A 26,464-nucleotide genomic window follows, 5' to 3' on the forward strand; every position below is an offset into this window, starting at 1 on the left:
CTCGGCCCGCCGGTCCGGACCGGCTCAGCTCGCCGCGATCTCCCGCAGCGAGTCGCCGAGGATCACCCGTAGCTGGGCCAGCCCCCGGCTGGTGTTGGACTTCACCGTGCCGGTGCTCTGCCGCAGGGCCGCCGCCGTCGCCTCGACCGACTGGTCCTCCCAGAACCGCAGGACCAGCGCCGCCCGGTAGGCCGGGGTGACCTGCGCGAGCGCCGCCAGCAGGGCCAGCCGGCGCTCCGGGTCCGCCGGGGCCGCGGCCCGGGGACCGGTTGCCGGTGGCTCCGGCAGGTCCGGTGCGGGCACCTCGTGCGAGCGGCGCAGGCGCCGGGCGTCGATGTAGGTGCGGACCAGTGTGGTCCGGGCGTAGCCGGCCGCCGCATCCGGGTCGCGCAGCCGGGTCCAGCGCGAGTACAGCTTCACCAGCGTGGTCTGCGCAAGGTCCTCGGCGAGGTGCCAGTCGCCGCAGAGCAGGTAGCCGGTGCGGCGCAGCGCGGCGTACCGACCCGCGACGAACTCGTCGAACGACTGCTCCTGCTCCGGTGACATGCGGCCTCGCTGTTCCCCTGGACTCCCCGGCGCGTGTGGTGCGCACCCTCACCCGGGTACACGGGGCAGGCGCCGCGAAGCGTTGCGTCCGCTCCCATAAACGCCCTGACCTGCGCGTCAATCGGACATTGATTCGCTTCTGATCGACTGCGGGCACCTTGGCTGGGGTGGTCCTCACCGGCCGCCACCACCCGTCCTGCCCCAAGCCGTGAAGAGAGTGCCATGCCCATCCACCTGCTGCCCCAGCCCGCCCCCGCCGTGCCCGCGCAGGGGCAGTCCGGCGCCGACCCCCTGGGCGCGGACGCGCACGGGCGGACCGCGGACGACGACCTGACCACCGTGCGGTTCGCCGGGCTGCGGCTGGTGCACGCCGCACTGCGCCGGGACCTCGCCCGGCTGCCCAACGCGCTGCGGCTGCTCCAGCCCGACGAGGAGGACAAGGGCGAGGCGCTGCTGCGGCACTGGACCTTCATGACCGCGATGCTGACCTGCCACCACGAGCAGCAGGACACCAGGATCTGGCCGATCGTGCGCCGCTTCGCGCCCGAGCTGCGGCTCCTGCTCAACTGGCTGGAGGCCGACCACCACAACCTGGACCACTCGTTCACCCGGGTCACCACGCTGGTCCGGATCGCCAGCCGGGACACCGGCAGCGCCTGGCCGGTGGCGTACGCGATGGAGGACCTGGCGGCCCGCCTGGAGACCCATCTGCGGATCGAGGAGCGCCAGTTGCTGCCCCGGATGGACCGGGTGGTCGCCGACGGCTCCCGGCTCGGCGGCCTCGGGGAGCTGCTGGACCTGCTGCGTGCGGCGGACGGACCGGGAGCGGCGGACGCGCTGGCCTGGCTGCTGGACGGCGTCGAGCCGGCCGCGGTGGAGCGGCTGCTGGCCGAGTGCGACGACGACGTGGCCCGCAACTGGCCGCACTGGCAGGCGACCTACCAGCGCTGCACCGCGCCGCTGTGGGGGCCGGTCGGCGAGTCGGAGGGCGACCTGGGGATCATGGTCGACTGACCGTCGGGCGTTTTCGCGGGCCGTCGATCTACGCGCGTGGCATGAGCCTGCGGCATATGCTGAGGAGTGTCGGCCACCGGTCCGTCGGTCAACTCCCGGCGCCCCCTAGGGGATTCGACCCAGCACTCTCAGGGTTCGGCCACCCGGCCGATCCGGGCCGCACCAGGGCAGGCCTCCCGCCGACGGCCGATGGCTGGCTGTGTCCGGGCCACTACCGTCGAGACATGACCACAGCGAGCAGCACTCCCAAGGCCCACCGCACCAGCCTCCGGACCCGCTTCCGCATCGGCTCGGCGATCCTCGCCACGGGTGCCGTCCTGACACTCGGCGCCGGACTGGCCGCCTGTGAGGGCGGAGTGGCGCTCTGCCTGGACGACCACAAGTGCACCGTCGGCATCAAGACCGACGGCGCCGACGCCTCCAAGACCGTCAAGGTCTTCGGCGGCGACAACCCGATGAAGATGACGATCGGCCACATCACCGACAGCTCGGCCGAGGTGACGATCGGCGACACCAGGAAGACCGTCGACAAGGACTCCGAGACCGCCGTCGGCAACGTCCGGGTCACCATCCGCAAGGCGGACAAGGGCGACCACTTCGCCGAGGTGCACGTCGAGCGCGACTGACCCTTCCCCGGCGCTCACCCCGCCCCCCTCCACTCTCCTCGGTTCCTCCGACCTTCCCCCTCCCTTCGGCTTTCCCCCCTCCCTTCGGCTTTCCCCGGTTCCCCTGGGCCGCCCGGGCCGCCTGGGGCCCCCGGTGCTACCGTCCCGCCGGTGACCTCTCTGCTGCAACCCCCGCTGATCACCCGGCTGCTGGCCGCCGAACGCATCCTGATCGCCGGAGCCGGCGGCGGATTCGACGTGTACGCCGGGCTGCCGATCGCCCTCGCCCTGCGCGCCGCGGGCAAGGAGGTCCACCTCGCCAACCTCTCCTTCACCCACCTCTACGGCCTGCCGCTCGACGTCTGGGCGGAGCCCGACGTGGCCATGATCCGGCCGGACACCCCCGCCCCCGAGGGCTACTTCCCGGAGCGCACGCTGGCCCGCTGGCTGCACCTGCACAGGATGCCCGACACCGTCTGGGCCTTCCCGTCGGCGGGCGTGCAGCCGCTGCGCGACGGCTACCGGGCGCTCGTCACCCGGCTGGGCATCGACGCCGTCCTGCTGGTGGACGGCGGCACCGACATCCTGATGCGCGGCGACGAGGTCGGACTCGGCACCCCCGAGGAGGACATGGCCAGCCTGGCGGCGGTGGCCGGCCTCACCGAGGTGCCCGAGCGGCTGGTCGCCTGCCTGGGCTTCGGCATCGACGCCTTCCACGGCGTCAACCACACGCTGGTGCTGGAGAACCTCGCCGCGCTGGACCGGGCCGGCGGCTACCTCGGCGCCTTCTCCATCCCGCGCGACAGCCGGGAGGGGGCGCTCTACCTGGACGCCGTCGAGCACGCCCGGGCCGCCTTCCCCGAGCACCCCAGCATCGTCAACGGCTCGGTGGCGGCGGCCCTGCGCGGCGAGTTCGGCGACGTCCGGTTCACCGAGCGGACCAAGGGCAGCGACCTGTTCGTCAATCCGCTGATGGCGATGTACTTCGGCGTCACGGTGGAGGCGCTGGCCGCCGAGCACCGCTACCTGGACCGGCTGGAGCGCACCGTGGTGACCCGCCAGATCGCCACCGTCATCGCGGAGTTCCAGGACGAGCTGCCCCGACAGCGGCCGCCCCGGCAGTTCCCGCACTGAGACCGTACGGGCGGCCACCGGCCACCGGCCACCGGCCACCGGCCACCGGCCACCGGCCACCGGCCAACGGCCGGCGGTCACCGGCCACCGGCCACCGGCCACCGGCCAACGGCCACCGGCCACCGGCCAACGGCCGGCGGTCAGGAAGCGGCGAGCCGGAACTCCAGGTTGCCGAACCGCACCTGGTCGCCCGGCCGGACCCGGACGCCGCCCGCGATCCGGCGCCCGTTGACGTGCGTGCCGTTGGTCGAGCCGAGGTCGTACAGCACCCAGCCGCCGTCCTCGTGCCGGAGTTCGGCGTGGTTCCGGGAGACCGAGGCGTCGTGCAGCCGCAGTCCCGAGCCGGGGAGCCGGCCGATCGTCAGCAGCCCGGCCCCGGTCTGCGGCAGGCTCAGCCCGGGCAGCCGCTCGGTGCGCCAGGCCCGGTTCAGCCGGTCGCCGAAGGAGGAGACCCGGCCGACCGTGCGCAGCACGAAGCGCTCGACCGGCCCGCCGGTCGGCAGCCCGGCCACCGCCGCGTCCAACTCGCCGCGGCTGGTGGCCTGCAGGACGATGTCCATCCGGCCGAGGAAGGTCTCGTGCGAGAGCCGTCCGCTGCCCGCGCCGTCCTTCAGTACCCCGAGCGCCTGGTCCCGTTCGGCGTCGGAGGGCCGGACCCGGCCGGTGGGGAGCTCAGGAGGCGTCATGGCCGAATTGTCGGCTCGGCCGGCTCGGGCTGTCCAGATCACGCCGTGCGCGGGCGCGTGGTTCGTACGTCACGGCAGTCCAGACGCCCTGTCCGGCCGCGCGGTTCCGCGCCGTTCCCGCAGGCCGTACGGGCCGTCAGGCCTTGCGGGCGGCGGCCAGGATCTTCTCGGTGGTGTGCAGGAACCGGGAGGTGACCGAACCCCCGTAGGCCTTGCCGAACATGTCCTTGGTGACCCACTTGCCGTCCCGCAGGTGGATCACGAGGTACGCGGCCCCCGGGTCGGCGCCGAGAACCTCGACGTCGCCCTTGGGCGTGCGGTGCGGTGCGGCGAGCTCGGCGGGCAGCGGCTCGGAGAGGAAGGCGATGACCAGCCGGACGTCCGGTGTCACCTCGACGCCCCGGAACGGCTCGGCGGCGAGCAGTTCGGCGACCTCGTCCACCGTCCGCAGCATCACCGGCACCGGGTAGCCGAGCGACCGCTCCAGGTGCTCCTCGATCCGCCGGGTCAGCGCGGCACGGCCGGACGCGGTGGCGGACCCGCCGTCGGACCCGCCGGTGGTGAAGAAGACGTTGCCGCTCTGGATGTACGAGCGGACGTTCTCCAGACCCAGCTCGGCGAAGAGCGCCCGCAGCCGCTCCATCTTCACCGTCCGGCCGCCGACGTTGATGGCCCGCAGGAAGGCGATGTACGTGGTCGTGGTGGTCACCCCGCCAGTGTGGCACCGGCCTGCGACAACGACGTGTGACAACGACGTGTGGCAACTGTGTGTGACGACGGCCCGGCCGGTGCTGCGCGGCCCCGCTGCGACGAACGGTGGTCGTCAGCACCGGGTGCCAGACTGGCGCCATGGCTACCTGGCAGGATTTCGAGCAGGAGGCTCCCGATCTGGCGCCCCTGGTGCGGGCCCGGTTCGAGGCCAACAAACACCACGTCCTGGCAACGCTGCGCAAGGACGGTTCGCCCCGGGTGAGCGGGACGGAGGTCGAGTTCGTCGGCGACGACCTGTGGCTCGGGTCGATGTACGGCGCGGTCAAGGCGCGCGACCTCCAGCGCGACGCCCGCTTCGCCCTGCACGCGCACCCGGGGGACGAGACCATGGCCGGCGGGGACTCCAAGGTCTCCGGCCGGGCCGTCGAGATCACCGACGAGGCCGAACTCGCCGCGTTCGCCGCCGATCTGCCCGAGCCGCCGCCCACCCCGTTCCACGCCTTCCGGCTGGAGCTCGAGCAGGTGGTGCACACCGCCGTCGAGGGTGAGCACCTGCTGGTCCACAACTGGCACCCGGGCCGGCCGGTGGAGCGGATCCAGCTCCACTGACCGGCCGGGTCCCGGGCTCGGTCCGGGCCCTACGGCAGCACGGACCTGAGGGCCTCGGGGGTGCGGGCCACGACGGCGTGCCCGTCGTCCGCGGTGATGATCGGGCGCTGGATCAGGATCGGGTGCTCGGCCATCGCCGCGATCCAGCGGGTCCGCTCGCCCGGCTCCCGGGGCCAGTCCTTCATCCCCAGGTCCTTCGCGGCCTGCTCGTCGGTGCGGGTGATGTCCCACGGCTCCAGGCCCAGGCGCCCCAGCACCTGCTCCAGCTCGGCCGCGGTCGGCGGCTCCTCCAGGTAGCGCCGCACGGTGTACTCGACCCCGGCGTCGTTCAGCTCGCCGAGCGCCGCCCGGCACTTGCCGCAGCGCGGGTTGATCCAGATCTCCATACCGGCCAGCCTACCGAGCCGCCGGCACCGGTCCGGGTGACCGTGCGCCGACGCTCGGGAGCGACGTCGGGCCCGGCTCCGCAGGACGGGACGTTCGGCCGTTCGTGGCTGGGCCGTCCGTGGGAGAGCATGGAGGGACGAAACCGACCATTCCGGACTTATCCTCCCGGAACGGCCGCCAGCCAGGAGGTCCCGCCGTGCCCACAGCGCCCCGCCCGTCGCGCCCCGCCGCGCCGGAGTCCCGGGTGCCGCGCTGGGTCCCGTGGCTCCCGGTCGTCCTGCTGGTGCTGGACCTGACCGCCGAGGCCGTCGTCCCGGACGCGGTCGCCGCCGGCTTCCTGCTGACCGCGCTGCCCGTGGTGGCCGCGTTCAGCTACGGCCCGGTGCTGACCGCCGCCGCCACCGGCGGCTCCCTGGCGCTCCAACTGGTCCTGGCCCTGCGCGCGGGCCACATCAACGAGCAGCACCACGTCTGGGTCTACATCGCCACCCTGCTCTCCGGCGTGATGGGCACCGTCCTGTCGTGGCAGCGCACCCGGCAGAACCGCAATCTGCTGCAGGCCCGTACGGTCGCCGAGACCCTGCAGCGCATCGTGCTGCGGCCGGTGCCCGAGCGGGCCGGCGGACTGCGGGTGGCCGGCCTCTACCGCTCGGCCCAGGCCGAGGTGCTGGTCGGCGGGGACCTGTACGAGGTGTGCGACACCCGTTTCGGCGTGCGGGTGCTGCTCGGTGACGTCCGAGGCAAGGGCCTCGGCGCGGTCCGTACGGTCGCCGACGTCCTCGGCGCGTTCCGGGCGGCCGCGTACGACACCCCGGGGCTGGTCGAGCTCGCCGACCAGCTGGACCGCGCGGTGCTGCGCGACGCCGCCGACCGCGGCGACGACGAGCTGTTCGCCACGGCCGTCCTGCTGCAGTACCGGCCGGGCTCCGACTGCGTGGAGATCGTCAACCGCGGCCACACCACCCCGCTGCTGCTGACCGGCGGCACGATATCCCCGGTGCCCTGCGCGGACGAGCTCCCCCTGGGCCTGGGCCACCTCGGACCCGCCGAGGAGCGCGGCAAGCCGACCATCGTCGCCCTGCCTCCCGGCCACACCGTGCTGCTCTACACCGACGGCGTCAGCGAGGCCCGCGACGCCGCGGGCGCCTTCTACCCGCTGGCCCCGCGCCTCGCCGCCCTCGGTACCACCGTGCCCGACCGGCTGGTCTCCTTCCTGGCCGAGGACGTCCACCGGTACGCCGGCCTGCTCGCCGACGACCTCGCCGTCCTCGCCCTCACGCCGGAATGACCCCGGCCCGCACCGGGGGCGGTGCGGGCCGGGGTCAGCGCGTCACAGCCCCGCGAGGGCCGCCACCACGAAGCGTTCGCAGTGGATGCGGCGCCGTTCGATCCCGGCGTCCGCGAGGAACGAACCGACCGTGGCGACCAGGCCCGCCGGTCCGCACAGGTAGTACTGCAGCTCCGGGTCGGTGGTGGCGCAGCCGGCCGCCGCGATGAGTTCCGGCAGCCGCTCGGGGTCGATCCGTCCGGTGCGCAGCGGGTCGGGCCCCTGCTCGCGGGAGAGGACGTGCAGCACCGTGAACCGCTCGGCGAAGCGGTGCCGGAGCTCGGCCAGCTCGTCGGCGAACAGCACGCTCGCCGACGTGCGGTTGCCGAGGATCAGCGCGAACTCGTCGCCGCGCCGCAGCGCCGCCTCGGCCATCGCGAGCACCGGGGTGATGCCGGAGCCCGCGGCGACCGCGAGGTGACGGCGGCCGGGGCGCAGGCGGAACCGGCCGGTCGGCGGCAGGACGTCGACGGTGTCGCCCGGGCGCAGCCGGGCGTGGGCGAACTCGGCGAAGCCGCCGGGGCCGAGCAGCTTGACCGCGATCCGCAGCGAGGCCGGGGCGCCGTCGTCGGCCGGCGGGGCCTGGCAGATCGAGTAGGAGCGGCAGGTCTCCTCGCCGTCCGCGTCGATGCGTCGGACCATGACGTACTGGCCCGGCTGGTACCGGAATTCGTCCCGGACGGCGGCGGGGACGGCGAAGGTGACGGTGACCGCGTCCTCGACCGGCCGGCTGATGTCCTGGACGGTGAGCGGGTGGAAATCCTGGCTACTCATCGGTCTTCCTCGGTTGCTGGTTCGGGTCGGGAGGACTTCAGGCCGCGGCGGCGGCTTCGGCCGGGCGGGCGGTGACGGCCTGCCCCTGCAGGGGACGGAACAGCAGCAGGTACGCGACGACGGCCAGTGCCGCGACCGCGAGGAAGAGCGTCTGCACCGGCAGCCACCCCCCGACCACCGCGACCAGCAGCCCGGAGAGCGGCATGGTGCTCTGGTTGAGCAGCACGATCAGGCTGATCACCCGGCCGCGTTCGGCTTCCTTGATCCAGTGCAGGCGTTCGATCCGGATGAAGACGTTGAAGAGCCCGCACAGCCCGATGCACAGGCCGTAGCCGAGCACGTAGAGCGGGAAGAGCGGGGCCACGGTGATCAGCGTGCCGCCGACGGCGATCCCCACGAACGACACGATGCCGATCCGGTAGACCGAGACCCTGCGCAGCAGCCACGGCATCAGGAAGAAGGTGGCCAGCGAGAGCGATCCGACCGTCATCTGGAGTGAGGCGAAGACGCTGTCGCTCTGCCCGAAGTGCCCGACGGTCAGGGCCGCGCCGGTCGCCGTGGCGATGCCGACCATCAGGTTGACCGTCATCGTCAGCCCGACCAGGGAGAGCAGGACCGGCTCGGCCCGCAGGCTGCGCACGCCGACCCGCAGGTCGTGCAGCACACTGCGCCGCTCGGCGGCAGCCGTGGCCGAGCTCGTGCCCGCGGCATGCGCACCGAGCCCGCGCAGTGCGAGGACCCCGCAGGCGCTGACGGCGAAGACCGCCGCGGCCGCCCAGAGCAGGTCGGCCGGACGGATCCAGATGAGCAGGGCCCCGCCCGCCGCCGGCCCGAGCACGCCGGAACCGCTGTTGATCATCTGGAGCAGGCTCTGGGCCTTGGCCAGGTCCTCCTTCGGCACCAGCTGCGGCACGGTCGACTCCAGGGCGATGAACGCCTGGGCGTAGCAGAAGGCGCACAGCGCCATCAGTGCGGCGGTGAGCTTGAAGGTCTCCCCGGGCCACTGGCCCAGAGCCAGCACGGTGAGCAGGCAGGCCGTGGCCCGCAGGATGTCGGCGGTGGTGTAGAGCCGGCGGCCGCCGACCCGGTCGGCCAGCAGTCCGGCGAGGGGGAGCGAGGTCAGCCGGGGCAGCCATTCGATCAGGAAGGCCAGTCCGGACATCGTCACACTGCCGGTGGCGTCGTAGACGATGAGCGGCACCGCGAACTGCAGCAACTGGTCGCCCAGCGTGGAGAAGACGCGCGAGCCCAGGAAGACCCCGATGCGCCAGGTGTACATTCCGCCTCCTCGGGACGGTTGCGGTGCGCCCTGACGGTGCGTCACCGGATGATGGTCGGTCACCGCCTTCGGAGGTCGGTCACCGCTCCTGGAGCGACGGTCACCGCTCCTGGAGCGTGATCCGCGCCTCGATCGCGGCGGCGAGCCCGTCGAGCCGGTCCACCAGGGTCTTGGCGTGGTCCGCGACCAGGACGATGTGGCCGACGAAGCCCGCGTTGTCGGTGATGCCGGCGCTCACCCGGTCCGAGGGCGACGCGGCGAACGCCGACCGGTGGAGCGGGATGTCGAGCGAGTCGGCGAGCTTGAGGACGTCGGGCAGCGAGGCCAGGACGCCGTCGCCGGGAGCCCGCAGCATGCGGATCCCGCTGAACGCGCGCGGCTCCGGACGGCCGGGCCGGAACTCGCCGGTCACCGCCCAGTGCAGCCATTCCCGCCAGGGGTCGAAGTCCTCGAAGGACAGCCTGGCGAGGTCCCAGATGTGCATGCCGGCCGGGCGCATGTTGGTCTCCACCGCCGAGACGCCCTCCTCGCGCAGGAACAGCTCGTTGTGGAACGCGCCGTTGCCCGGCGAGACCAGCTGCCGGACGTGCTCGCCGGCCCGGTCCAGGGCGGCGGCCTGGTCCGGCTCCAGCGGGGCCGGCACGATCTGCTGGATCTCCGCGCGGAAGCGGTCCTGGGTGGTGTGCTTCTCGGTGAGCCACCGGGTGCCGCCGACGAAGTCCCAGCTGTACTCCTGGGCGTCGCGCACCAGCGTCTCGACCAGCACGCCGGAGTCGTGGTACGGCGCCAGCGCCGCCCAGATCTCCGGGCACCGGGTGAGGTCCGAAACCACCTGGCAGCCACGGCTGTTGCCCTCGTTCGCCGGCTTGACGAACGCCGTGCCGCCGAGCCGGGCGACCGCTGCCTCGAACTCGCCGAGGGAGTGGGCCGGCAGGCTCAGCAGCGGCTGGAACCCGTCCGGGTGCGTCGTGGTGGCGGCCTCGAGCCCGCGGTAGTGCCGCTTGTCCAGGCCGGCCGCGGCCTCCTGCGGTTCGGCGCCGGGCAGCGCGAAGTGCCGGGCCAGCCACGCGCCGAGCGGGACGCCGCGGTCCGAGAAGGGCAGGATGCCGATCGGCCGCAGGCCGAGCCGGCGCAGTTCCTCGGCGATCGGCCGGGCGGCGTCGGCCGACTCGACCGCGCCGAGCGGGGCGACCAGGACCACGTCGGCGGCGGCGTGGTCCTGCGGCTTCGCCTGCTCCGTGATCAGCACGATCTTCGCCCGGTAGGTGCCGTGGCAGAGGTCGCGCAGTTTGGCGACGTCGTAGATCCGGGTGTTGTTGTATCCCGTCACCACGAAGCACGGGTTGCTCATCGCTGCTCCATGACTGCCTGCTGGGTGAGGATCTCGCCGAGGGTGTGTCGCACCTCGGCCGCACTGCCCTGCACGAATCCGGACAGCGGCGTCGCCGCGGTGGCGTAACTGATCCGGCCCGCGTGCGCGGCGGGGCGGGTGTTGCGGACGAAGGAGTGCAGCCGCTTCCCGTACCGGTCCGGGTCGAATTCGATGGCCGCCTGCTCGGTCCGGTGGTGGCCGGGGAAGACGAACCAGCCGTAGTGGTCCTGCGCCGGGCGCGGCTCGATCTGCCCGGTGTCGCCCCAGAGTTGGTAGCGCAGGTCGGCCTGGTAGAGGTCGATGCCGGTGCGCAGTTCGAAGGTCTCCGCGACCCCGGCCCCGCCGATCCGGCTGGCGGTCTCCAGGAAGAGGAACCGGCCGTCCGGCTCGCGGATGGCCTCGAAGTGGAAGCAGCCGTTGCGCTGCCCGAGAACGGCCAGGGTGCGGCGCAGCAGCTCGACGGCTTCCGGCTCGTCGGGCGTCTGGGCGGAGCCGAGCGGGCTGCCGTGCGCGTAGGCGAGGCAGTCGCCCACGTAGACGCTGCTGACCAGGGCCGCGATCTCCCCGTCGCGCAGGCAGCCGTCGAGGTGCCAGATCTCGCCGGGGACGAACTCCTCGACGAAGACCTCCTCGGGATCCGGGCAGGCGTCGAGCCGGTCGAGGATCCGGTCGGCGCCGCCCAGTTCGATGCCGGTGCTGGACGCCTCCAGCCGGGGCTTGATCAGGAACCTGCCTTCGCGCGGCGGGTTGCGGCGGAACGCCTCGACGCTGCGGAACGCGGGCTGCGGGACTCCGGCCTCCTCGGCGAGGGTGCGCATCAGCCACTTGTCGCGGACCGGGAGCACGGCGTCCGGCTGGTCGCCCGGGATGGCGAACTTCTCCCGCAGCAGGGCGGCCGGCAGCAGGTCGTACTCGGAGCGGGCGATCAGCCGGTCGGCGTCGGCGAGCCAGTCGCCGTGGCGCTCGATCATGGCCTGGATGTCGTGCGTGGGGACGCCGAGCAGGCGGCGTTGCGCGTCGGCGGGCAGGTCGTCGAAGCCGTCGGGGGCGCTGAGGTAGCGAACGGTGTGCTGCCGGTGGTCGATCGCCAGGTCGTAGCGGATCTTCCGGAAGGGGATCCGGTGCAGGATGACGATGTTCACGCGCTGTACTCGATTCTGAGGTGCGACTCGCTCTCGCGGAGGAACTCGTCGAGGGCGTCCGGGCTCAGCGAGGTGACGTCCCACAGGGCTTGGCCGACGAAGATCTCCCGGTCCACCTCCGGCAGTTGCTCGCCCTCCTGGACGAACAGCCTGTCCTCCACCAGGTCGACGGGTACGGATCCCCGTGCCACCCGCGCGACCCGCCGGCCCGGCTCACCGAAGAAGACCCGGAAGAAGGTGCGGCGTTCCTCGCTCGCCACCGGCTCGACGGTCCGCCCGAGCAGCTGGTCGATCCAGAGCTCCAGGACGTCGACGCCGCAGTGCCGCAGCGTGCTGGCCACGATGTACGCGCCGCCGATCCGCGGGTTGACCTCGACGATCTCCCAGCCGCGGCCGCGCTGGAACCTGGCCTCCACGTGGTAGACGCCGGTGTCCACGCCCAGGGCCAGCAGGCAGCGCTCGACGTGCTCGACGCCCAGCCGCACCTCGGCCTGGTCGAGGGACCGGGGCGGGCAGACGCAGGCGTTCTCCAGCGTCGTGCGGCCGGACTGGCGCATGTCGACCTTCTCGTGCACGGCGTGCACGGTCATCACGCCGTCGCTGACGCTGGTCTCGAAGCTGCACTCGACACCGTCGATGAACTCCTCGACGATGAACGACGGTTCACCCTCGAAGACGCCGGCGTAGGCGCGGTCCGCGCAGGCCTGCTGCCAGAGGGTGTCGAGTTCACCGATGTCGGTGAGCCGGTCGGCGCGGAAGGCGCCCATCGAGGCGAGCCCCTCGCGCGGCTTGATGAAGTAGCGCGACCTGTCCTCCAACGCGTCGAAGCGCGCCTCGGTGAGGGGCCAGGCGGCCACCTGCGACAGCTCCTGGACGCGCAGGAAGGTGCGCATCGCCAGCTTGTCGCGCAGTCCCCGGACGGTCTCCTCCGACAGGTCGGGGGTGCCGAGCCGGCGGTTCGCGTACGCCATCAGCACCCGGTAGGCGTCCCAGACGGTCAGGCAGCCGAGCAGCCGCACGCCGTCCGCCGAGAGCTCCGCCAGGAACCGGTCGATGTCCGAGCTGCGCAGGGCGGGGTCGTCGGTGATCCGCACCAGCTCGACCTCGTCCTGCCAGGCCGCCTCCACCTCGCGGGTCGGGCTCGATGACAGCACGTACGTCCTGATCCCGCGGCGCTTGAGCGCGGCGGCCAGCGGCGGCACCATCGACATCAACTGGTGCGAGAGGATCAGGAATCCAGTTTTCTCAGCCACGTGAACGAATCCTCTTCTCGACCGCCCGGCCGCCCGCGGTGCAGCGGGCGGCCGGGCAGGGTTACCGAGTGGTCCGGGACGGCGGGGTTCAGGCGGCCTGGGCCGACTCGTCGCCGAAGCGCTCGTACAGGTCGACGAAGAACATCTTCAGCAGCTCCTGGATCTCGGCCAGGTAGCGCTTGATGTCGACGATGTCCTGCTCGCTCTCGATGAAGAGGCTGAGGATGTCCCACATGTCCTGGGTGTGGTCCTCGACCAGGTCGGTGTTCAGGTGGGAGGCCTGACCGACGATCATGTCCTTGCCGAGGGACTCGGACATCGCCTTGATCTGCTTCGGGGTGATCTTCTGGGTGGTGTACTCGACCAGGTAGCTGTAGCAGATCACGCCGAGCGGCTTCTCGTGCTCCGCGACGAAGTAGAGGTAGCCGGCCAGCAGCCGGGTGTTGAAGTTCGGCTCGGTGGCGAAGATCTCCTCCGCGGAGATGCCGACCTTCTCGGCGTCCTTCACGAACAGGGTGTCGTGCAGCATCTCCTCGTCCTGGTAGGCGGCGTAGAGCTGGGCCGCCTCGGCGTTGATGCGGGTGATCTTGTGCAGCGCGTTGGCCTGCGCGGTGCGCATCAGCCGGATGCGCCAGGCGTGCTCGACCAGCGTCTGCTTGTAGTAGCCGAGGTTGACGTCGCTGCCTTCCAGGTGGCGCGCGTAGGGAACGGTGGCGTTCCACTCCTCGATCTTCCCGTCCAGGAAGGTGTCGATCTCCTGCTTCGCCCGCTTGCTGTCCTCGGTGGACAGGAAGGGCTTGCGACGCAGCAGCGCGGAGTCGGTCAGGCGGTTCTTGTTCTCCATGATGGAATCCCTCCAGGGGGTTATTGACTGCTAGTTGATTTCGAAGAGGACGGCGTCGCCGTGGGCCCGGCTCTGGCAGGCGAGCCGCACCGCCGGGTCGTCCATTTCGATGAGCTCGAAGAGGCGCTCTTCATTGGGAGTTCGGGGCGACAGGTTGTCGCCGCCGCTCACCACGCGAACGGCGCAGATCCCGCACTTTCCGGACCGGCAACCGAAGGTGATGTAATCTCCCATCTCCTTCAGGTCGACGTGGCCCTCGAAATCCACACTCTCTTCGGCGTTGACAAATTTCAGATTCGGCACGATGAACCTCGGGTTACGGCCAGTCGGTGGTCAGCGCGGCCTGGGCCGCGCGCAGACTCAGCACCTCGTACAGGAAGCTGTTGACCGGGGTCGCCGTCGCCGTCCTGGCGCCGAGGCAGACCGCTGCTCCGGTCCAGGCTTCGAGCTCGGACGGCTTGCCCGATCGGATGTCGCGGTGCAGCGAGGAGATGCCGGCCGGGGGCTGCCGGTCCAGGAACGCCATGGTGGTGCCGACGATGTCCGCCGGCAGGCGGACGCCCATCGCCTCGGCGACCTGGTGGATCTCGGTCATGGCGTCGCCGAGCAGCCGCCGGGTGCCCGGCCGCGAGCGCAGCGCGCCGACCGGTGCGTCGGTCACCGCGCCGAGGCCCCCCAACGGCACGACGAAGAGGAACTTCGCCCAGAGGTCCGCCCAGATGTCCTCGGCGATCACCGGGGCCACCCCGGCCTCGCCCAGCGCGTCCCGGAGCCGCTCCACCCGCCGGGTGACGCGGTTGTCCCATTCGCCGAAGGTCAACGACCCGGCCGAACCGACGTGGTGGATCCGGCCGGGACTGTCGAGGTACGTGATGACCTTCGCGACGCCGGGCAGGACCGCGTCACGGCCGACGACCTGCGCGACCTCCTCGGGCGTCCGGACGCCGTTCTGTAAGGTCAGCACCGCCGTGTCGGGGCCGATCAACGGCCCCAACCCGGCTGATGCGGACGCTACTTGCCACGTTCTGACGCCGAGGAGAACGTAGTCGACCCGGCCGATCTCCCGGGTGTCGGCGGTAGCCCGCACCGACCCCACGGAGAAACCCTCGGTCGGGCTCTGCACGGTGAGCCCGTGGCGGCGAAGTGCCTCCAGGTGCGCACCGCGCGCGACGAAATGCACGTCCTGCCCGGCCGCTGCGAGGCGGCCGCCGAGGTATCCACCGAGGCCTCCGCTGCCCACGACCGCGATTCTCACAGCGCCTCCTCGTGGAGTTACGCGACGGGCGCGCCGCCCCACTGCGAATCGGCCACCACGACCGCGGCGCCCGAACGCCCGCCGTGCTCCTGACCGGCGGCGGCGAAGCCGATGACGGTCAGGGCGCAGACGGTCGCTGCGATCGCTGCGGCCAAACGGCGAACAGTGGACTTCGGCATAGCGGCCCCCGCACTTTCGAGTCAGCGGGGAGTCGTTTTCCCCGTTGCACCCATCCTGTCGAGATCCGACCCGCGGTGGCCAGCGGATTCGTCTGCACAAATGCGCGCTGCACTGTTGTGAGGCCCCCCCGAGCATCTTCACGAAGCCCACCTATGATGCACAATCATGCGCTGCACTTCTGTGAACCAGGGCCAAGCCTGCCCGAATACGGACAACCCGGATTACTCGGGTGGCACTGGATTGTGCGAAGCCGCGCTGCAGTTTTACCGAACTGCCGTGGCAGAGCACGCCGTTCCCCGCACGGACACGCCCGACTGCCTGATCACCCTACGGCTCATGGCGGAAAGCCGGGAAAACCCGGAGCTGGCCCACGCGCTGCCGCCGTCCACGGCCTCCGCCTTCGTCATCCGGCCGATGGAGCACAGGATCGCCGCGCTGGAGGAGACCGCCCGGTCCACCCGCGCCGCCTTCTCCGCCCTGGAGACCGTCTACGCGGACGCCAGACGGCGCGAGAAGCCCGGATACGCGCTGCTGCAGGGGTCCGAGACCATCAGCGAGGTGCTCGGCGCGGCGGTCGACGCCTGCCGGACCGAACTGCTCACCGCCCAGCCCGGCGGCGCCCGGCCGCACGAGCTGCTGGAGCGCGCCCTCGAGCACGAGATCCCCAGACTCCGGGCCGGAATGGTCCAGCGGACCCTCTACCAGCACGCGGTGCGCTCGGATTCGCCCACCATGTCGTACATCGAGCGGATCACCGAGGCGGGCGCCCAGGTCCGGACGACCGCCGAGGTCCTCGACCGCCTGGTGGTGGTGGACCGCGAGGTCGCCTTCATCCCCGTCCAGGACGAGCGGAGCACCGCCGCCCTGGAGATCCGCCAGCCCGCGATCGTCCGCTACCTGGTCCGGGTCTTCGAGCACGCCTGGGACCGGGCCATCGTCATCGACGGCTCCCTGCGCCGCAGCGCACCGATCACCTCCGACGTCCAGCGCGCCATCCTGCACGGGATCATCTCCGGCGAGACCGACGAGAGCGTCGCCCGCCGGGTCGGCATGAGCCGGCGCAGCGTCGCGGAACACGTCCGCAAGATCTCCGAGCGCCTCGGCAGCAACAGCCGCGCCCAGCTCGGCTACCTCATCGCCATCAACGGGCTCCTCGACAGCCTCGGCGACGCCCCCGCCCCACCCCGCCCCCACTCGTACGAGGCCGCGCCCCACTAGGGCGTTTCTTTCCGATCAGCGGATCGCTGGTCTGGTCGTGCCGTTGGCTGACGCGCAGCCGAGGACGTCGCCGAGGTGGGCCGCGAACGACGCCCGGACGGCGTCGGGCGTCATCTTCCGATCGTCGGTCAGGTGCGCCACCAGGTCGGCGCGGATCGCCGCCAGCAGCGCGTGCGCGGTGAAGTCCGGGTCGTGGACGCCGGGCACCCGCTCCAGCGCCGTACGCAGGACGTCGTGCCACCAGCCGTAGTGCGCGGCCCGATAGGGGCTGCCGAGCCCGGCCTCCTCCGCGGCCGCCATCAGGTGCCGATTGTCGATCTTGAACTGCAGTACGGCGTCGAGGAGGTCGAGTACCTGCTGCCGCGGTGAGGCCCCGGCCGCGTCCCGCGCCTCGCGTACGGACTCCTGAAGGGGCTCCATCCGGGAGGCGATCACGGCGGCGATCAGACCGGTCCGATCGCCGAAGCGGCGGAAGAGGGTGCCCTTGCCCACGCCCGCCGCCGCGGCGATGTCGTCCATGGACACCGCGTGAGGGGCGTTGGTGGCGGCGAACAGAGCGTCGGCGGCGGCCAGGACGGCTTCCCGGTTGCGTTGGGCGTCCGCGCGTTCGGTCCGCTGGGTCACGGGTGTCCTCCCTGGTCTTCGACGGGTGGGGTGGGCGGGCGGTGAGGCGGGCAGTCGCGTCATCCGGCCAGTCGACGATACGTGCTGCCGAGCAGCAGACGTCGCCGGGGTCGGGGAGTCGCAACACCGGGTCGCTGCGGCGTCAGCTGTCGAGGGCCAGGTCACGTTCGACGAAGGCGCGGAGGCTTGCCGGTGCGCGCCCGGTGAGCCGCTCGACCGTGTCCGAGACCCGGTCTTCGGCGCCCTCCGCGATGGCGCGGTCCATGCCTGCCAGCATGGTGGCGAACTCCATCGGTATCTCGGCCGCCCAGCGGTCGCGCAGTTCCTCGAAGGTCAGCTGCCGGTGTACGACGGGTCGGCCGGTGACCTCGGCGACGGTCGCGGCGACCTCGTCGTAGCTCAGTGCCTGCGGGCCGGTGAGGATGAGGTCGGCATTCGGGGCCGGCTCGTCGACCAGGGCCCGTACGGCGACGGCGGCGATGTCGGCCGCGTCGATGAAGCCGACCCGGCCGTTCCCCGAGGCCGTCCGGATGACGCCCTCCTCCCGGATGCTGCGGGCGTGGGGCATGGAGCCGGTGAAGTTCTGCATGAACCAGGAAGGCCGGAGTGCCGCCCACTCGTCGAACAGGCCGGGCAGCGCCGCGTGCACCTGTCCTACGGCCGGGCCGCCCGCGGGGATCGCCGACGAGCTGAGCAGCACCGCGCGCCGCACGCCCACCGCGCGGGCCCGGCGCAGGAAGGGCAGCATGACGGTGGCCGGCTCCGAGGAGCCGATGGGCGGGACGAGGTAGGCGCGGTCGACGTCGGCGAGGGCCTCGTCCCAGGTGGTGGACTCGTGCCAGTCGAAGCGGACGGCCTGTGCGCCGTCCACCGGGGTGGCGGTCCGTCCGGCGGCCTTCACCCGATGGCCTTCGGCGACCAGTCCGGCGGTCACCCGGCGGCCGGTGGTGCCGGTGGCCCCGATGACCAGAGCGGCGCTCACCGGCCCGCTCCCGCGAAGTCGGCGCCGGGCTGTGAGACGGCGAGCGGGTTCCAGTAGTCGCGGTACGAGGTGATTCGCCCGCGCTCGACGGTGACCACGGCGATGTAGGTCATGTCGAAGGGGCTGTCGGTCTTCACCAGGCGGCCGACGCCGCGCATCTCCACCACGATGCGCTCGGGCGCGGTGGTCTGGTGGATCGTCACCTCGGGGAAGTCGCGGAGGTCGACGTGGTCGGGGTAGTGGCGCATGTACGCGCCGACCGCGGCCTTGCCCTCCAGTCTCGTGGGCCAGCCCTCCGGCGCGAAGGGGAACTCCAGGACGCCGTCCTCGTCCCACAGGTCCACCCAGGCGGGGATGTCCTTCTCCAGCAGCAGTCGCAGGCTGTGGCGGTACAGCTCTGCGGCCTCCGTCGGTACGGCCATGATCGTGGATTCCGTTCTGAGGAAGGTGGTCGCGACCGAGCCCGCAGCGGCCGGCGGCGCGAAAGCGGACCGTCGGTCCGCATGAGTGGAAGCATACGGACCGGCGGTCCGCTTAACAAGGCCGAGCGTCGGCGGACGACCTCCCTCACCGGCGCTCCCGTGGGCGCCTGACCTGGGGGCGCGTTTATAACTGAAGCATCATTTATAAACGTGTTACGCTGGACGCGAAGGAGGAAACACATGCCACGACCACGCACCACCAGCGACGCGGAGATCCTCGCGGCCACCGCGCGCGCCATCGGCGCGCACGGGCCGGGGAGGATGACCCTGGCCCATGTCGGGGCGGAGGCAGGCGTGTCGCCTGCGACTCTGTCGCAACGCTTCGGGTCCAAGCGGTCGCTACTGCTGGCGTTCGCGGCCGACGCCGCGAAGAACGCCGCCGAGCCCTACCGGCGGGCCCGGGCGGTACACGACTCGCCGCTCAAGGCCCTGCATGCGGCGGCGACCGAGTTCGCCGGGTACATGGCCACGCCGCAGGAGATGTCCAACCACCTCGGGATGCTCCAACTCGACCTCACCGACCCCGACTTCCGCACCCTGGCCGCCGCGCACACCCATGCGGTGGACGAGGCGCTGCGGGAACTGCTTGCCGAGGCCGTCAAGCGCGGCGAACTCGCCCCGGGCACGGACGTGCCGCGCCTGGCGCGCGCCGTGAAGATCACCACCGACGGGTCGCTGCTGCGCTGGGCCCTCACCGGCGAGGGGGAGCCCGCGGCCCTGCTCCACGACGACCTCGACCATCTTCTGGGGAGGACCCCATGACCTTCAGCGCCACCGTCTTCGTCGGCACCAGCCTCGACGGGTACATCGCCCGCCCGGACGGCGACATCGACTGGCTCGACGAGCGCGGCCGGAAGGCCGGCGACCTCGGCTACACCGACTTCCTCGACACCGTCGACGCGGTCGTCATGGGCCGCAACACCTACGAGAAGGTCCTCGGCTTCGGCGAGGACGCCTGGCACTACGGCGACCGCCACGTCGTCGTGCTCAGCACGACCCTCCCCGAGGACGCCGACCCGCGGATCACCGTCCACCGCGACCTCGGCGCCCTGATCGCCGACCTCGACGAGCGCGGCATCAGGCACGTCTACCCCGACGGCGGCCGCCTGGTGCAGAGCTTCGTCCGCGCGGGCCGTGTCGACGCGTTCATCATCAGCGTTGCCCCCGTGCTCATCGGTTCCGGCTTCCAACTGTTCGGCGAGCTGACCGAGGACGTCCCCCTGCGCCTGGAGTCAGCCACCAGCGCCGGCGGGTTCGCCCAACTGCGCTACGCGGTCGAGAAGTAGCCGCACCCGCCTCGGCTGACCCACGCGGACACGTGGCGCCGTCGACCTCGTTCGCTGCCATTTCACATCGCGAGCCGTCGGACGGCCTATGGCGGGTCCGAAGACTGCGTTCCGCAGGTCGGAGGTGCTCTTACAGGTCGTAGTTCTGATCGAACATGCCTCTGACCTGTGGAAACATGGCCCCAAGGGAAGATCATTTCACAACCAGTGCACACGCGGCGGCTTTGGCGATGAGACATGCTGAGAAGCGCCGAGCGGTGATGAGCGCACCGTGGCGACTGCTCCTGTCAGCCGCTACGCAGGGTTGCCCGGGGAGAGCCGTGGTTGCTCGTGCGGACGGAGCTCAGCGTCTACGGCGAGGAGGGCGCTGGCGCCTCTGACTCCGCACGTGCGGCAGGGGGATCGGTGCGGTGGGCGCTGCTGCCGCCGGATCCGCCCACGGCACTGGTTGGGTGTCCCCGGCCCACCCTCCGAGTTGCACCTGCCTCTGGTAGGAGCCGCGATAGCCGATGCGGTGGAGAATCATCAGGGGCGCGTAGTGCAGGGAGAGCCTCCAGACTTCGGCCGCCAGTCCTTCGTGTGCGTAGAGGTCGTCGGCGAGGATTCGGGGTGGACCAGCCGGTTCCGGATGCGGGTGACGGCTGTGGGGCCGTCGATTCGGTTATCCGCCGCGTACTTGGCCAGAACGGGGAGGGCGATTGGGTCGATCGCGGTCGGCTCGCCGGCGGAGGTCAGCAGATAGCGCAGCTTGTCCTCGGCGTAGCAGTTCTTGTAGTCCTCCCGTGTCATCAGATCGCCCAGGACCAGCTTCGTCCAGGCCAGGTTCTCCAGCACGGGTGCGGCGGAGAGGATCCGCTGTTCGACGAAACCTGTGGCCACCGCTTCCGTGGCCATCTGCATCTGAAAGCGCGTGGTGCCTTTGAGGGAGGGATCGGGAACGCCTGCAGCGCGCAGGAGACGAGTTCGGCGCAGTCATCGGGACTGCCGTCGTAGAGCCATCCTGATCCGATGGTCTGTGCCCGGTCGACGAGAGGGGAGAACCACTGCTCCCAGACGATCTCCCCATTGGTGTCGTAGCCGATGGGGAGCATGGGGACGACCTTGCGGCCGAACCCGAACGACAGGCTGACTCGGAGGCATTCCAGCACTTCTCGTCCCTCGGCGAGCGAGAACTCCTCCCCGTTCGTGCGTTTGAGTTCCATGACGTGGGTCAGGACGGAGGTGCGCTGATCGCTGGCGGTCCGCAGAACGTCCGAGAGGTCAGGGCGCTGGTCGATGGTCACCGCCCATCCGTCGACATTGACGGACCATCGCCCCCTCCAGGGCCGGGTGTGCTCGCCCTTCTCCTCCAGAAGTGTGTTGACAGCTGACAGTGGCAGGTTCACCCACTGCGCCACCAGCCGTTTCAGGAGGATGGCCTGATCTCCCGTGTGAGTGGAGTTGATCCATCCGGCGTAGTTGCGGCGCGTGTTGGCGGTGAACGTGATGGCCAGCGTGCGGTCCACCGTCGTGATCTCGGAGCCGTTGTCGTCCAGCCCCCAGTAGTCCTCCTCGCGCGGTTCGACCGCCCACTCCAGGCTGGGCTTGGCTCCGAAGGTGAGTTCGACCCGGCCTTGCCGCGGCCCCTGCTTGAACCCGGCGAGTTCACCGTCATACAGGACCATCGATTCCCCGGGAGCGTTCCATCCGTGGGGCGGGGTGAGGGGGGTGCGGGAGGTGAACAGCTTGTCGGGGCTCATCGGTGAGCGCGCCTCCGTCCAGCGGGGATGCCGCCCATGTGGACAGCGGATCGGGATATCGGACATGTTGGCAAACTCGCTCACGCGGACGGCGAGGTGCTCTGCTGTCTGCGGAACGCTGAACCGCCCAACTATGCGAAGGCGCTGAGCGCCTCGGCCAGCGCGCCTTCTCGGTCGGGGTGGTGCTCAGGCCGAGAGGGTGCTCGATGACCCTCCACGCCCAGATGCGCGAGCACCGGTAGTCAGGCGTGGAGGGACACTTGATAGGGCACCTTCTCGCGTTCGGTGCGACGGTTGGCGTGCGTACAGGTACAGCTCGGATAAGCTGCCCATCGAGCCGACCGATGAACTCGCCTACACCCTCGACCTGGACGAACTGCCCCGGCCCGAGCCGGACGCCTGATGACCGTATAGCGGAGCCCGGCCCGCGCCTCCGCGCACCGGAGGCGTCAGACGGGTGTGTGGAGCGGGTCCGGCGGGGCTGGTGCTACTGGTCCGCGCGGCGCAGGAACCGCCAGCCCAGTACGGCCAGGGCGAGTGTCAGTGCGACAGAAGTGAGCACGAGCAGGGGCTGAACGATGGGAGAGCACCAGAACGCGGTCGTGCAGACCATCGGCAGGACCAGGTATGCGAACAGGTCCACTGCGGTCTGAAGCCGCTTGCGCATGGCGCGGCCCGCAACATTGCGGTGGTAGACCTCCCAGCCGAACACCGTGCCGTGGGCGGAGGCGAGTTCCCCCAGGCGTGGTCCCAATTGGTCGCGGACGTAGCAGCCGATCGCCGAGATCTTCTCGTCGTTGACCAGGTAGGTCCAGCCCAGGATCAGGCAGATCGCGGGGACGGAGAGCAGCAGTCGGTACTGTCCGCTCTGGACGGTGATCGCCATGACCGCTGTGGCCGCGGCGAGCGTGAAGTAGAGCAGGTTGTCGCGGAACCCTATGCGGGTCTTCTGTTCCTCTTTGAGGCAGTCGTACTCGGCCAGCAGGATTTTGCTCTCGGTGACATCGTCCGTGGAGGTCACAGGCATTCCCATGCTCGAGTTCAGGATCAACCGGCGATCTGGAAGGGCGTCAGGTTGTTGGGGCTGTGCCGTTCGATCCAGCCCTTCCCGTCCGCCGCGATCCCCTCCAGGAGACGGAAGGTGTGGGTGGAGCCCGCCGCACTGAGGTTGATCTCAGAGATTTCCTGAGAGTTCTCGTCCGGCGCCAGTTGGTGGGCATCGGCGTCCTTGACGCGGATCTTCCTGGCTGGCCCGTTGGTGAGGACGAGCTCCAGGTCGTAGCCGACGTCGACATTCTCCGTCACCTGCACGGAGGACAGCGCGTCGAACCGATAGTTGCTCCGCTGCTCGTTCTTGCGCGTTGCGTCGGAGAAGTTGAACTCGGAGCTGATCTCGCGGATGCCGTCCTGGGTGAACAGGAACAGGCGGAAGACGTAGTGCGAGTACCGCCAGGGGCCGCCCCTGACCCGGCCTCGTTTGTAGGAAGCAGCTGGGGCTACCAGGATGGTGTGAGTGATCAGGTCGCGCCAGGTGAGCCGGTGGTGTCGGAGCGCTTCATCGACGAACGAAGTCTTGTCACAGGTAAGCCAGGTCTCCATCTCCAGCTCGCTCGGGCGCGTGGCGTCCAGGAACGACTGCCAGTGCTGGTAGGCGGTCTGTCGTGCGGTCAACTGTTCATGGTACTTCTGGGTCTCCCGGGCAAGCCGGTGCTCTTCACGTCGGACCTTCAGCCATAGGGAGGCGGCCGCGTGCCCGGACCAGGCCGCACCGAGTACGGCCAGGAACGCCCACAGCGGCCTCGGCGAGGCGGCACCCGAGACTGCCGTTCCGAACGCGGTCAGAGCCGCGATGCCGAGAACGGCCAGGGCCACCACGGTCAGGGCCTTCGTTCTGACCGGAGTCCGGTCCTGGCGGTGATCATCGAACAGGGTGCCGTTGTTGTAGCGGTTCCGGGCGTCCTCAGCGAGGTACCGGATCAACCACGCGACCCGGTCCACACTGATCCGGCTCTCCCGGTAGAGGTCCGCGATCTCGGAGGCGAGGCTGCCGCGGACCTGAGCGGTGTGGGCGAGCCAGGCGTCCGGGGTGAACCCATAGGGCGTGCGAACGCTGAAGTAGTGATCGAACGAATGGCGGACGCGGTTGGTGAACCCGTTCTCGGCGGAGGCGGGATCGCGCGGGTGAGGGACTCGGGGCCCGGCCGTGAGGTCCGACCGGGGTTCCTGGCCCCACCACCGGACGCCGAAGCGGGCCGCGGTCAGACCCGCGACGAGCGCCACCAGTAACTCGACGATCGCCTCGGCCGGATCCGTGACCAGTGCCAGGGACCAGAGGAGCACGCTGCTGACGGCGAACAGGACCGCCCGGACGGGGAGGGCCGCCTTGGCGGCGGCAGCGGTGCTCGGGCGGGGCGGAACGGCCCGCGCCCCGATGGGGGCGGGTTCGAAGTAGGCCCAGACTCGCCGGACCCGGTCGTTGCCGAAGCGCTCCGCCCTGGCCCGTTCGCAGGTCTCCGCCCACAGGTCGTCCTTCAGCCCTCCGGTGAGCATGAGGTCGAGGTGGCGGAGGATCGCGGTGTGCTGGCGGAGCGGCAGGTCTTGCAGCTGCTTCAGCACGGGTCCGGTCTCGCCGCTGGCGTTGCTGAGCACCGCCAGCAGGTCGAAAGTGACGCGCAGGGCCTCCTTCCACCCGTCCTCGGCGTAGATCCGTACGAGCCCGGAGGTGTAGTGCAGCCGTTGGACCTCTTCGGTGCTGAGGTCGTCGTAGGTGCGTGCGCTGAGTACGGCGAGTACCCAGTGGAAACGAACCTCCGCGCCGTCGTATCCGTGGGCCATCGCATCGGTGATCATTTCGCGGGCGCGGCTGGGGACGCCGTCCTCCAGGAACCGCACGCCCAGCCGGTACTTCTCCTGCGGCGAGGCGTCCGGGTGGACGAAGTAGACGTTGGAGTTGTGTACGGTCTCGGCCTGGATCCCGACGGTGGAGTCGTAGGCAGCCGAGCTGTACGCGGCACCGTTGTTGTGGCTCATGCCAGGTCACCGGCCGCGGCGACCAGGGGGGCCAGCTCGGCCACCAGTGCGGGGCACTCCGCGACCAGTCCGCGCAGCCTCCTGAGCGACATGACCGTCCGCTTCGACGATTCAGGGCTGCTTCCCCCGGCCGACCGGAGGGCGGAGTCCAGATCGGTCAGGGCCTCCCGGTAGGTGTCCTCGTCGAGGGCACCCTCGGCGCGGTGCCGCCCCAGCTGCTCTCGGAAACGGTTCAGTTCCGCGGTCAGGTCCGCCGGGCCGGATGCCTTCGGGGCCGCGTTCATGTGGACGCTGCTGCCCGTGACCGAGCCGGCCATGATGCCGACGGTGCTGTTGTGGGCGGTGTTGCTGACGTTTCGGTCGAACCGGTCGGCCGAACGGACCCTGTTGTCCCGGGGCATCGCGGTCTCCTCCTGTTCCCCCACCAGTTCCACTGCCAACCGGGTGGCGAACGCCGCCGCGTTCGCTGCGGCCCTCGGTTGCCAGTTGCGGTCATCCGCACTGTTCTTCGTGCCGTCTGCCCGGTCGCTGATTCCCCGGATGATGGCCACCGGTGCCCCGTTGAGATGGCCGGCCTGTGCCACGCCAGCCGCCTCCATCTCGATGGCGAGTGCGTCGTTGTAGTGCTGTCGGATCCACTTCGCCTCGGCTGAGATCCTCGAGTTCTGGACGACCTCGCCGGCGGCGATCGCCCCGAAGCGCACCTGCGGCGCGTCCTCGCGACCGGGTACGGGGTCCGCCCAGTCGTTCAAGCGGGCCAGGTGCGAGGCGAGCTGGCTGATGCCGTGCGGTGCTTCCCACACCCGGGGGCGGGCTTTGAGCCCGTCGTCCTCGCTGGTCCCGCCGTGGTAGGCGTACACGTGTGACGCCATCACCACGTCGCCCAGCCTGGTGGCGTCCCACAGGGCGCCGGCGACCCCGACGAACAGCACGGCCACCGGCGAGAACTCCTGGATCGCGCGTTCAGCGATCACTGCGGCGGAATGGTTTCCCTTGCTCGTCAGACCGAGTGCGACACGGCATGAGGTGCCCTGCACGGTTCCCACCTCGAACCGGGTACCACGCTCATGGCGATGCACCTGCGGACCCGCCAGCCTCTGGCGCACAGCCTGGTATTCAAGATTGAGGGCAGTGAGAACCACCACCGGGCCGTTCGACATCTATTCCTCTTCCCCTCTCGTGTTCTCTTCCATCGCGGATGGCACGGGTCGGATCAGCGGTGGAAACAGCACGGTCTTCGGACCGGCTCGGTACAGTCGTGCGGGCCGTCCTCCCGTGGTCCTGCGATCCGTGCCGGCGGGGACGATGAATCCCTTCGCCGCTTGGACCTTCCGGTAGAAATTGCGGGTGTCGAGTTCGGTGCCCCAGACGGCCTCGTACACCTCTTGCAGCTCTGCGATGGTGAAGTTCTCCCTGCAGAATGCTGTGGCCAGCGCCGAGAACTCGAGCTTGGTGCGCGCGTGTTCGATCCCGTCCGTAGCGATTCGACGGTGGTCGAAGCCGAGCTCCACCTCGCCGGATAGGACGGCTTCCGCGGGAACCCACGCGGCATCGGTGGCATCCGTTCCCGCGACCGGGTCGGGCAGCCCCGGCGCGATCGCCAGGTGGGCCACGGAGACGACTCGGCCTCGCGGATCGCGGCCCGAGTCTCCGTACACGGCCAGCTGTTCAAGGTGCACCCAGCCGGCCGCCAGTGCCGTTTCCTCGCTCAGTTCGCGGTGGGCGGCATCCAGAATCTCCTCACCGTCGTGGCTCAGGAATCCTCCAGGCAGGGCGGGCATGCCCCGGAAGGGATCTTCGCCCCGCTCCACCAGGAGGACGTGCAGGCGACTCCCTCGCAGCGTCAGGATCACGAGATCGACCGTCAGCAGTACAGAAGGTGGTGACCACACGTCATCTTGCATGTCCTGCAAGGTACTTCAGTTACTGTCACTTGCACAATAAGGGAGTAGTGGGAATCGCTGCGCCGCTCGACTCCGCAGCCG

The 26,464-nt window shown here is 70.6% G+C and carries 30 protein-coding genes; 8 read left to right on the top strand and 22 right to left on the bottom strand.

Features of this window, described 5'->3' with window-relative positions; all coding sequences use genetic code 11:
• Window positions 1-24 precede the first annotated feature (24 nt).
• On the bottom strand, window positions 25-546 hold the full coding sequence (locus ACZ51D_RS18610) for a SigE family RNA polymerase sigma factor (RefSeq protein ID WP_465621602.1): 522 nt from the start codon (window positions 544-546) through the stop codon (window positions 25-27).
• 222 nt (window positions 547-768) lie between these two features.
• Here ACZ51D_RS18610 and ACZ51D_RS18615 point away from each other — a divergent pair, with 222 nt between their 5' ends.
• From ACZ51D_RS18615 to ACZ51D_RS18625, 3 genes are all read left to right on the top strand, one after another.
• Complete coding sequence (locus tag ACZ51D_RS18615; protein ID WP_465621600.1) at window positions 769-1,560, top strand: hemerythrin domain-containing protein; 792 nt, start codon at window positions 769-771, stop codon at window positions 1,558-1,560.
• A gap of 224 nt (window positions 1,561-1,784) precedes the next feature.
• Window positions 1,785-2,186, top strand: coding sequence for a hypothetical protein (locus tag ACZ51D_RS18620; RefSeq protein WP_360492599.1), 402 nt, complete (start codon window positions 1,785-1,787; stop codon window positions 2,184-2,186).
• A gap of 150 nt (window positions 2,187-2,336) precedes the next feature.
• Complete coding sequence (locus tag ACZ51D_RS18625; protein WP_360492596.1) at window positions 2,337-3,299, top strand: DUF1152 domain-containing protein; 963 nt, start codon at window positions 2,337-2,339, stop codon at window positions 3,297-3,299.
• Window positions 3,300-3,439: 140 nt separating this feature from the next.
• Here ACZ51D_RS18625 and ACZ51D_RS18630 read toward each other — a convergent pair whose 3' ends face one another.
• Together ACZ51D_RS18630 and ACZ51D_RS18635 are read right to left on the bottom strand one after the other, a co-directional pair.
• Window positions 3,440-3,985 carry a DUF1707 and FHA domain-containing protein gene (locus ACZ51D_RS18630; RefSeq protein WP_360492593.1) on the bottom strand — a complete coding sequence of 182 codons (546 nt, stop codon included), beginning with the start codon at window positions 3,983-3,985 and terminating at the stop codon, window positions 3,440-3,442.
• 136 nt (window positions 3,986-4,121) lie between these two features.
• A complete protein-coding gene (locus ACZ51D_RS18635) occupies window positions 4,122-4,694 on the bottom strand; it encodes a DUF1697 domain-containing protein (RefSeq protein ID WP_465621595.1) in 573 nt (190 codons plus the stop codon).
• Between the two features lie 140 nt (window positions 4,695-4,834).
• Here ACZ51D_RS18635 and ACZ51D_RS18640 point away from each other — a divergent pair, with 140 nt between their 5' ends.
• Window positions 4,835-5,305: a pyridoxamine 5'-phosphate oxidase family protein gene (locus ACZ51D_RS18640; protein WP_465621593.1), complete on the top strand. Its 471-nt coding sequence runs from the start codon at window positions 4,835-4,837 to the stop codon at window positions 5,303-5,305.
• A 29-nt stretch (window positions 5,306-5,334) separates the two neighbouring features.
• On the opposite strand, the gene ACZ51D_RS18645 is transcribed toward ACZ51D_RS18640, so the two are convergent.
• Complete coding sequence (locus tag ACZ51D_RS18645) at window positions 5,335-5,691, bottom strand: arsenate reductase family protein (protein WP_465621591.1); 357 nt, start codon at window positions 5,689-5,691, stop codon at window positions 5,335-5,337.
• 197 nt (window positions 5,692-5,888) lie between these two features.
• On the opposite strand from ACZ51D_RS18645, the gene ACZ51D_RS18650 reads away from it, so the two are divergent.
• Window positions 5,889-6,980 carry a PP2C family protein-serine/threonine phosphatase gene (locus ACZ51D_RS18650; protein ID WP_465621589.1) on the top strand — a complete coding sequence of 364 codons (1,092 nt, stop codon included), beginning with the start codon at window positions 5,889-5,891 and terminating at the stop codon, window positions 6,978-6,980.
• A gap of 42 nt (window positions 6,981-7,022) precedes the next feature.
• Here ACZ51D_RS18650 and ACZ51D_RS18655 read toward each other — a convergent pair whose 3' ends face one another.
• The 9 genes from ACZ51D_RS18655 to ACZ51D_RS18695 all read right to left on the bottom strand — a co-directional run bounded on the left by ACZ51D_RS18655 (window position 7,023) and on the right by ACZ51D_RS18695 (window position 15,093).
• Entirely contained in the window at window positions 7,023-7,793 is a 771-nt protein-coding gene (locus tag ACZ51D_RS18655) for an FAD-binding oxidoreductase (protein WP_465662849.1), read from the bottom strand.
• A gap of 37 nt (window positions 7,794-7,830) precedes the next feature.
• Window positions 7,831-9,072 carry an MFS transporter gene (locus tag ACZ51D_RS18660; RefSeq protein ID WP_465621587.1) on the bottom strand — a complete coding sequence of 414 codons (1,242 nt, stop codon included), beginning with the start codon at window positions 9,070-9,072 and terminating at the stop codon, window positions 7,831-7,833.
• 100 nt (window positions 9,073-9,172) lie between these two features.
• The gene (locus ACZ51D_RS18665; RefSeq protein ID WP_465621585.1) at window positions 9,173-10,423 is read right to left on the bottom strand and encodes a hypothetical protein; all 1,251 of its coding nucleotides are present in this window, start codon (window positions 10,421-10,423) and stop codon (window positions 9,173-9,175) included.
• A complete protein-coding gene (locus tag ACZ51D_RS18670) occupies window positions 10,420-11,586 on the bottom strand; it encodes an ATP-grasp domain-containing protein (RefSeq protein ID WP_465621583.1) in 1,167 nt (388 codons plus the stop codon). Before ACZ51D_RS18670 ends, ACZ51D_RS18665 begins: the two co-directional genes overlap by 4 nt.
• Window positions 11,583-12,839, bottom strand: a complete 1,257-nt coding sequence (locus ACZ51D_RS18675) for an ATP-grasp domain-containing protein (RefSeq protein WP_465621581.1) — start codon at window positions 12,837-12,839, stop codon at window positions 11,583-11,585. Before ACZ51D_RS18675 ends, ACZ51D_RS18670 begins: the two co-directional genes overlap by 4 nt.
• 88 nt (window positions 12,840-12,927) lie before the next feature.
• On the bottom strand, window positions 12,928-13,683 hold the full coding sequence (locus ACZ51D_RS18680; RefSeq protein WP_465621579.1) for an iron-containing redox enzyme family protein: 756 nt from the start codon (window positions 13,681-13,683) through the stop codon (window positions 12,928-12,930).
• 30 nt (window positions 13,684-13,713) lie between these two features.
• Window positions 13,714-13,986, bottom strand: a complete 273-nt coding sequence (locus ACZ51D_RS18685) for a 2Fe-2S iron-sulfur cluster-binding protein (protein WP_465621577.1) — start codon at window positions 13,984-13,986, stop codon at window positions 13,714-13,716.
• Window positions 13,987-13,999: 13 nt separating this feature from the next.
• On the bottom strand, window positions 14,000-14,938 hold the full coding sequence (locus ACZ51D_RS18690) for a 2-dehydropantoate 2-reductase (RefSeq protein WP_465662851.1): 939 nt from the start codon (window positions 14,936-14,938) through the stop codon (window positions 14,000-14,002).
• A 17-nt stretch (window positions 14,939-14,955) separates the two neighbouring features.
• Complete coding sequence (locus ACZ51D_RS18695; protein WP_465621573.1) at window positions 14,956-15,093, bottom strand: hypothetical protein; 138 nt, start codon at window positions 15,091-15,093, stop codon at window positions 14,956-14,958.
• Between the two features lie 361 nt (window positions 15,094-15,454).
• Here ACZ51D_RS18695 and ACZ51D_RS18700 point away from each other — a divergent pair, with 361 nt between their 5' ends.
• The gene (locus tag ACZ51D_RS18700) at window positions 15,455-16,336 is read left to right on the top strand and encodes a LuxR C-terminal-related transcriptional regulator (RefSeq protein WP_465621571.1); all 882 of its coding nucleotides are present in this window, start codon (window positions 15,455-15,457) and stop codon (window positions 16,334-16,336) included.
• Window positions 16,337-16,351: 15 nt separating this feature from the next.
• Here ACZ51D_RS18700 and ACZ51D_RS18705 read toward each other — a convergent pair whose 3' ends face one another.
• The 3 genes from ACZ51D_RS18705 to ACZ51D_RS18715 form a co-directional block, all read right to left on the bottom strand.
• A complete protein-coding gene (locus ACZ51D_RS18705; RefSeq protein ID WP_465662853.1) occupies window positions 16,352-16,960 on the bottom strand; it encodes a TetR/AcrR family transcriptional regulator in 609 nt (202 codons plus the stop codon).
• Window positions 16,961-17,102: 142 nt separating this feature from the next.
• Window positions 17,103-17,942: an NmrA family NAD(P)-binding protein gene (locus ACZ51D_RS18710; RefSeq protein ID WP_465662855.1), complete on the bottom strand. Its 840-nt coding sequence runs from the start codon at window positions 17,940-17,942 to the stop codon at window positions 17,103-17,105.
• A complete protein-coding gene (locus ACZ51D_RS18715) occupies window positions 17,939-18,364 on the bottom strand; it encodes a nuclear transport factor 2 family protein (protein ID WP_465662857.1) in 426 nt (141 codons plus the stop codon). Before ACZ51D_RS18715 ends, ACZ51D_RS18710 begins: the two co-directional genes overlap by 4 nt.
• Window positions 18,365-18,604: 240 nt before the next feature.
• Here ACZ51D_RS18715 and ACZ51D_RS18720 point away from each other — a divergent pair, with 240 nt between their 5' ends.
• Together ACZ51D_RS18720 and ACZ51D_RS18725 are read left to right on the top strand one after the other, a co-directional pair.
• Window positions 18,605-19,186 (top strand): TetR/AcrR family transcriptional regulator, encoded by a 582-nt coding sequence (locus ACZ51D_RS18720; RefSeq protein ID WP_360492567.1) that lies wholly within the window; start codon window positions 18,605-18,607, stop codon window positions 19,184-19,186.
• Window positions 19,183-19,710 (top strand): dihydrofolate reductase family protein, encoded by a 528-nt coding sequence (locus ACZ51D_RS18725; protein ID WP_465662859.1) that lies wholly within the window; start codon window positions 19,183-19,185, stop codon window positions 19,708-19,710. Before ACZ51D_RS18720 ends, ACZ51D_RS18725 begins: the two co-directional genes overlap by 4 nt.
• A gap of 525 nt (window positions 19,711-20,235) precedes the next feature.
• Here ACZ51D_RS18725 and ACZ51D_RS18730 read toward each other — a convergent pair.
• From ACZ51D_RS18730 to ACZ51D_RS18755, 6 genes are all read right to left on the bottom strand, one after another.
• Window positions 20,236-20,544 (bottom strand): hypothetical protein, encoded by a 309-nt coding sequence (locus ACZ51D_RS18730; protein ID WP_465662861.1) that lies wholly within the window; start codon window positions 20,542-20,544, stop codon window positions 20,236-20,238.
• Window positions 20,499-21,449 (bottom strand): hypothetical protein, encoded by a 951-nt coding sequence (locus ACZ51D_RS18735; RefSeq protein ID WP_465662863.1) that lies wholly within the window; start codon window positions 21,447-21,449, stop codon window positions 20,499-20,501. The genes ACZ51D_RS18730 and ACZ51D_RS18735 overlap by 46 nt, the downstream gene beginning before the upstream one ends.
• Before the next feature lie 487 nt (window positions 21,450-21,936).
• Window positions 21,937-22,476, bottom strand: a complete 540-nt coding sequence (locus ACZ51D_RS18740) for a hypothetical protein (protein ID WP_401052345.1) — start codon at window positions 22,474-22,476, stop codon at window positions 21,937-21,939.
• A 20-nt stretch (window positions 22,477-22,496) separates the two neighbouring features.
• A complete protein-coding gene (locus ACZ51D_RS18745; protein WP_465662864.1) occupies window positions 22,497-24,479 on the bottom strand; it encodes a hypothetical protein in 1,983 nt (660 codons plus the stop codon).
• Window positions 24,476-25,639 carry a 5'-methylthioadenosine/S-adenosylhomocysteine nucleosidase family protein gene (locus ACZ51D_RS18750; protein WP_465662865.1) on the bottom strand — a complete coding sequence of 388 codons (1,164 nt, stop codon included), beginning with the start codon at window positions 25,637-25,639 and terminating at the stop codon, window positions 24,476-24,478. The genes ACZ51D_RS18745 and ACZ51D_RS18750 overlap by 4 nt, the downstream gene beginning before the upstream one ends.
• Window positions 25,640-26,383, bottom strand: coding sequence for an NUDIX hydrolase (locus ACZ51D_RS18755; protein ID WP_465662866.1), 744 nt, complete (start codon window positions 26,381-26,383; stop codon window positions 25,640-25,642).
• Between the last annotated feature and the right edge of the window lie 81 nt (window positions 26,384-26,464).

The sequence above is a fragment of the Kitasatospora sp. NPDC033851 genome (assembly GCF_055576085.1).

Bases quoted from the DNA above. Each gene is read 5' to 3' on its own strand.
- ACZ51D_RS18630 (WP_360492593.1), bottom strand. From the start codon at position 3,985: ATGACGCCTCCTGAGCTCCCCACCGGCCGGGTCCGGCCCTCCGACGCC.
- ACZ51D_RS18735 (WP_465662863.1), bottom strand. From the start codon at position 21,449: ATGAGCCCCGACAAGCTGTTCACCTCCCGCACCCCCCTCACCCCGCCC.
- ACZ51D_RS18640 (WP_465621593.1), top strand. From the start codon at position 4,835: ATGGCTACCTGGCAGGATTTCGAGCAGGAGGCTCCCGATCTGGCGCCC.
- ACZ51D_RS18620 (WP_360492599.1), top strand. From the start codon at position 1,785: ATGACCACAGCGAGCAGCACTCCCAAGGCCCACCGCACCAGCCTCCGG.
- ACZ51D_RS18720 (WP_360492567.1), top strand. From the start codon at position 18,605: ATGCCACGACCACGCACCACCAGCGACGCGGAGATCCTCGCGGCCACC.
- ACZ51D_RS18740 (WP_401052345.1), bottom strand. From the start codon at position 22,476: ATGCCTGTGACCTCCACGGACGATGTCACCGAGAGCAAAATCCTGCTG.
- ACZ51D_RS18610 (WP_465621602.1), bottom strand. From the start codon at position 546: ATGTCACCGGAGCAGGAGCAGTCGTTCGACGAGTTCGTCGCGGGTCGG.
- ACZ51D_RS18715 (WP_465662857.1), bottom strand. From the start codon at position 18,364: ATGGCCGTACCGACGGAGGCCGCAGAGCTGTACCGCCACAGCCTGCGA.
- ACZ51D_RS18655 (WP_465662849.1), bottom strand. From the start codon at position 7,793: ATGAGTAGCCAGGATTTCCACCCGCTCACCGTCCAGGACATCAGCCGG.
- ACZ51D_RS18750 (WP_465662865.1), bottom strand. From the start codon at position 25,639: ATGTCGAACGGCCCGGTGGTGGTTCTCACTGCCCTCAATCTTGAATAC.
- ACZ51D_RS18615 (WP_465621600.1), top strand. From the start codon at position 769: ATGCCCATCCACCTGCTGCCCCAGCCCGCCCCCGCCGTGCCCGCGCAG.
- ACZ51D_RS18725 (WP_465662859.1), top strand. From the start codon at position 19,183: ATGACCTTCAGCGCCACCGTCTTCGTCGGCACCAGCCTCGACGGGTAC.
- ACZ51D_RS18660 (WP_465621587.1), bottom strand. From the start codon at position 9,072: ATGTACACCTGGCGCATCGGGGTCTTCCTGGGCTCGCGCGTCTTCTCC.
- ACZ51D_RS18700 (WP_465621571.1), top strand. From the start codon at position 15,455: ATGGCGGAAAGCCGGGAAAACCCGGAGCTGGCCCACGCGCTGCCGCCG.
- ACZ51D_RS18680 (WP_465621579.1), bottom strand. From the start codon at position 13,683: ATGGAGAACAAGAACCGCCTGACCGACTCCGCGCTGCTGCGTCGCAAG.
- ACZ51D_RS18755 (WP_465662866.1), bottom strand. From the start codon at position 26,383: ATGCAAGATGACGTGTGGTCACCACCTTCTGTACTGCTGACGGTCGAT.
- ACZ51D_RS18665 (WP_465621585.1), bottom strand. From the start codon at position 10,423: ATGAGCAACCCGTGCTTCGTGGTGACGGGATACAACAACACCCGGATC.
- ACZ51D_RS18745 (WP_465662864.1), bottom strand. From the start codon at position 24,479: ATGAGCCACAACAACGGTGCCGCGTACAGCTCGGCTGCCTACGACTCC.
- ACZ51D_RS18645 (WP_465621591.1), bottom strand. From the start codon at position 5,691: ATGGAGATCTGGATCAACCCGCGCTGCGGCAAGTGCCGGGCGGCGCTC.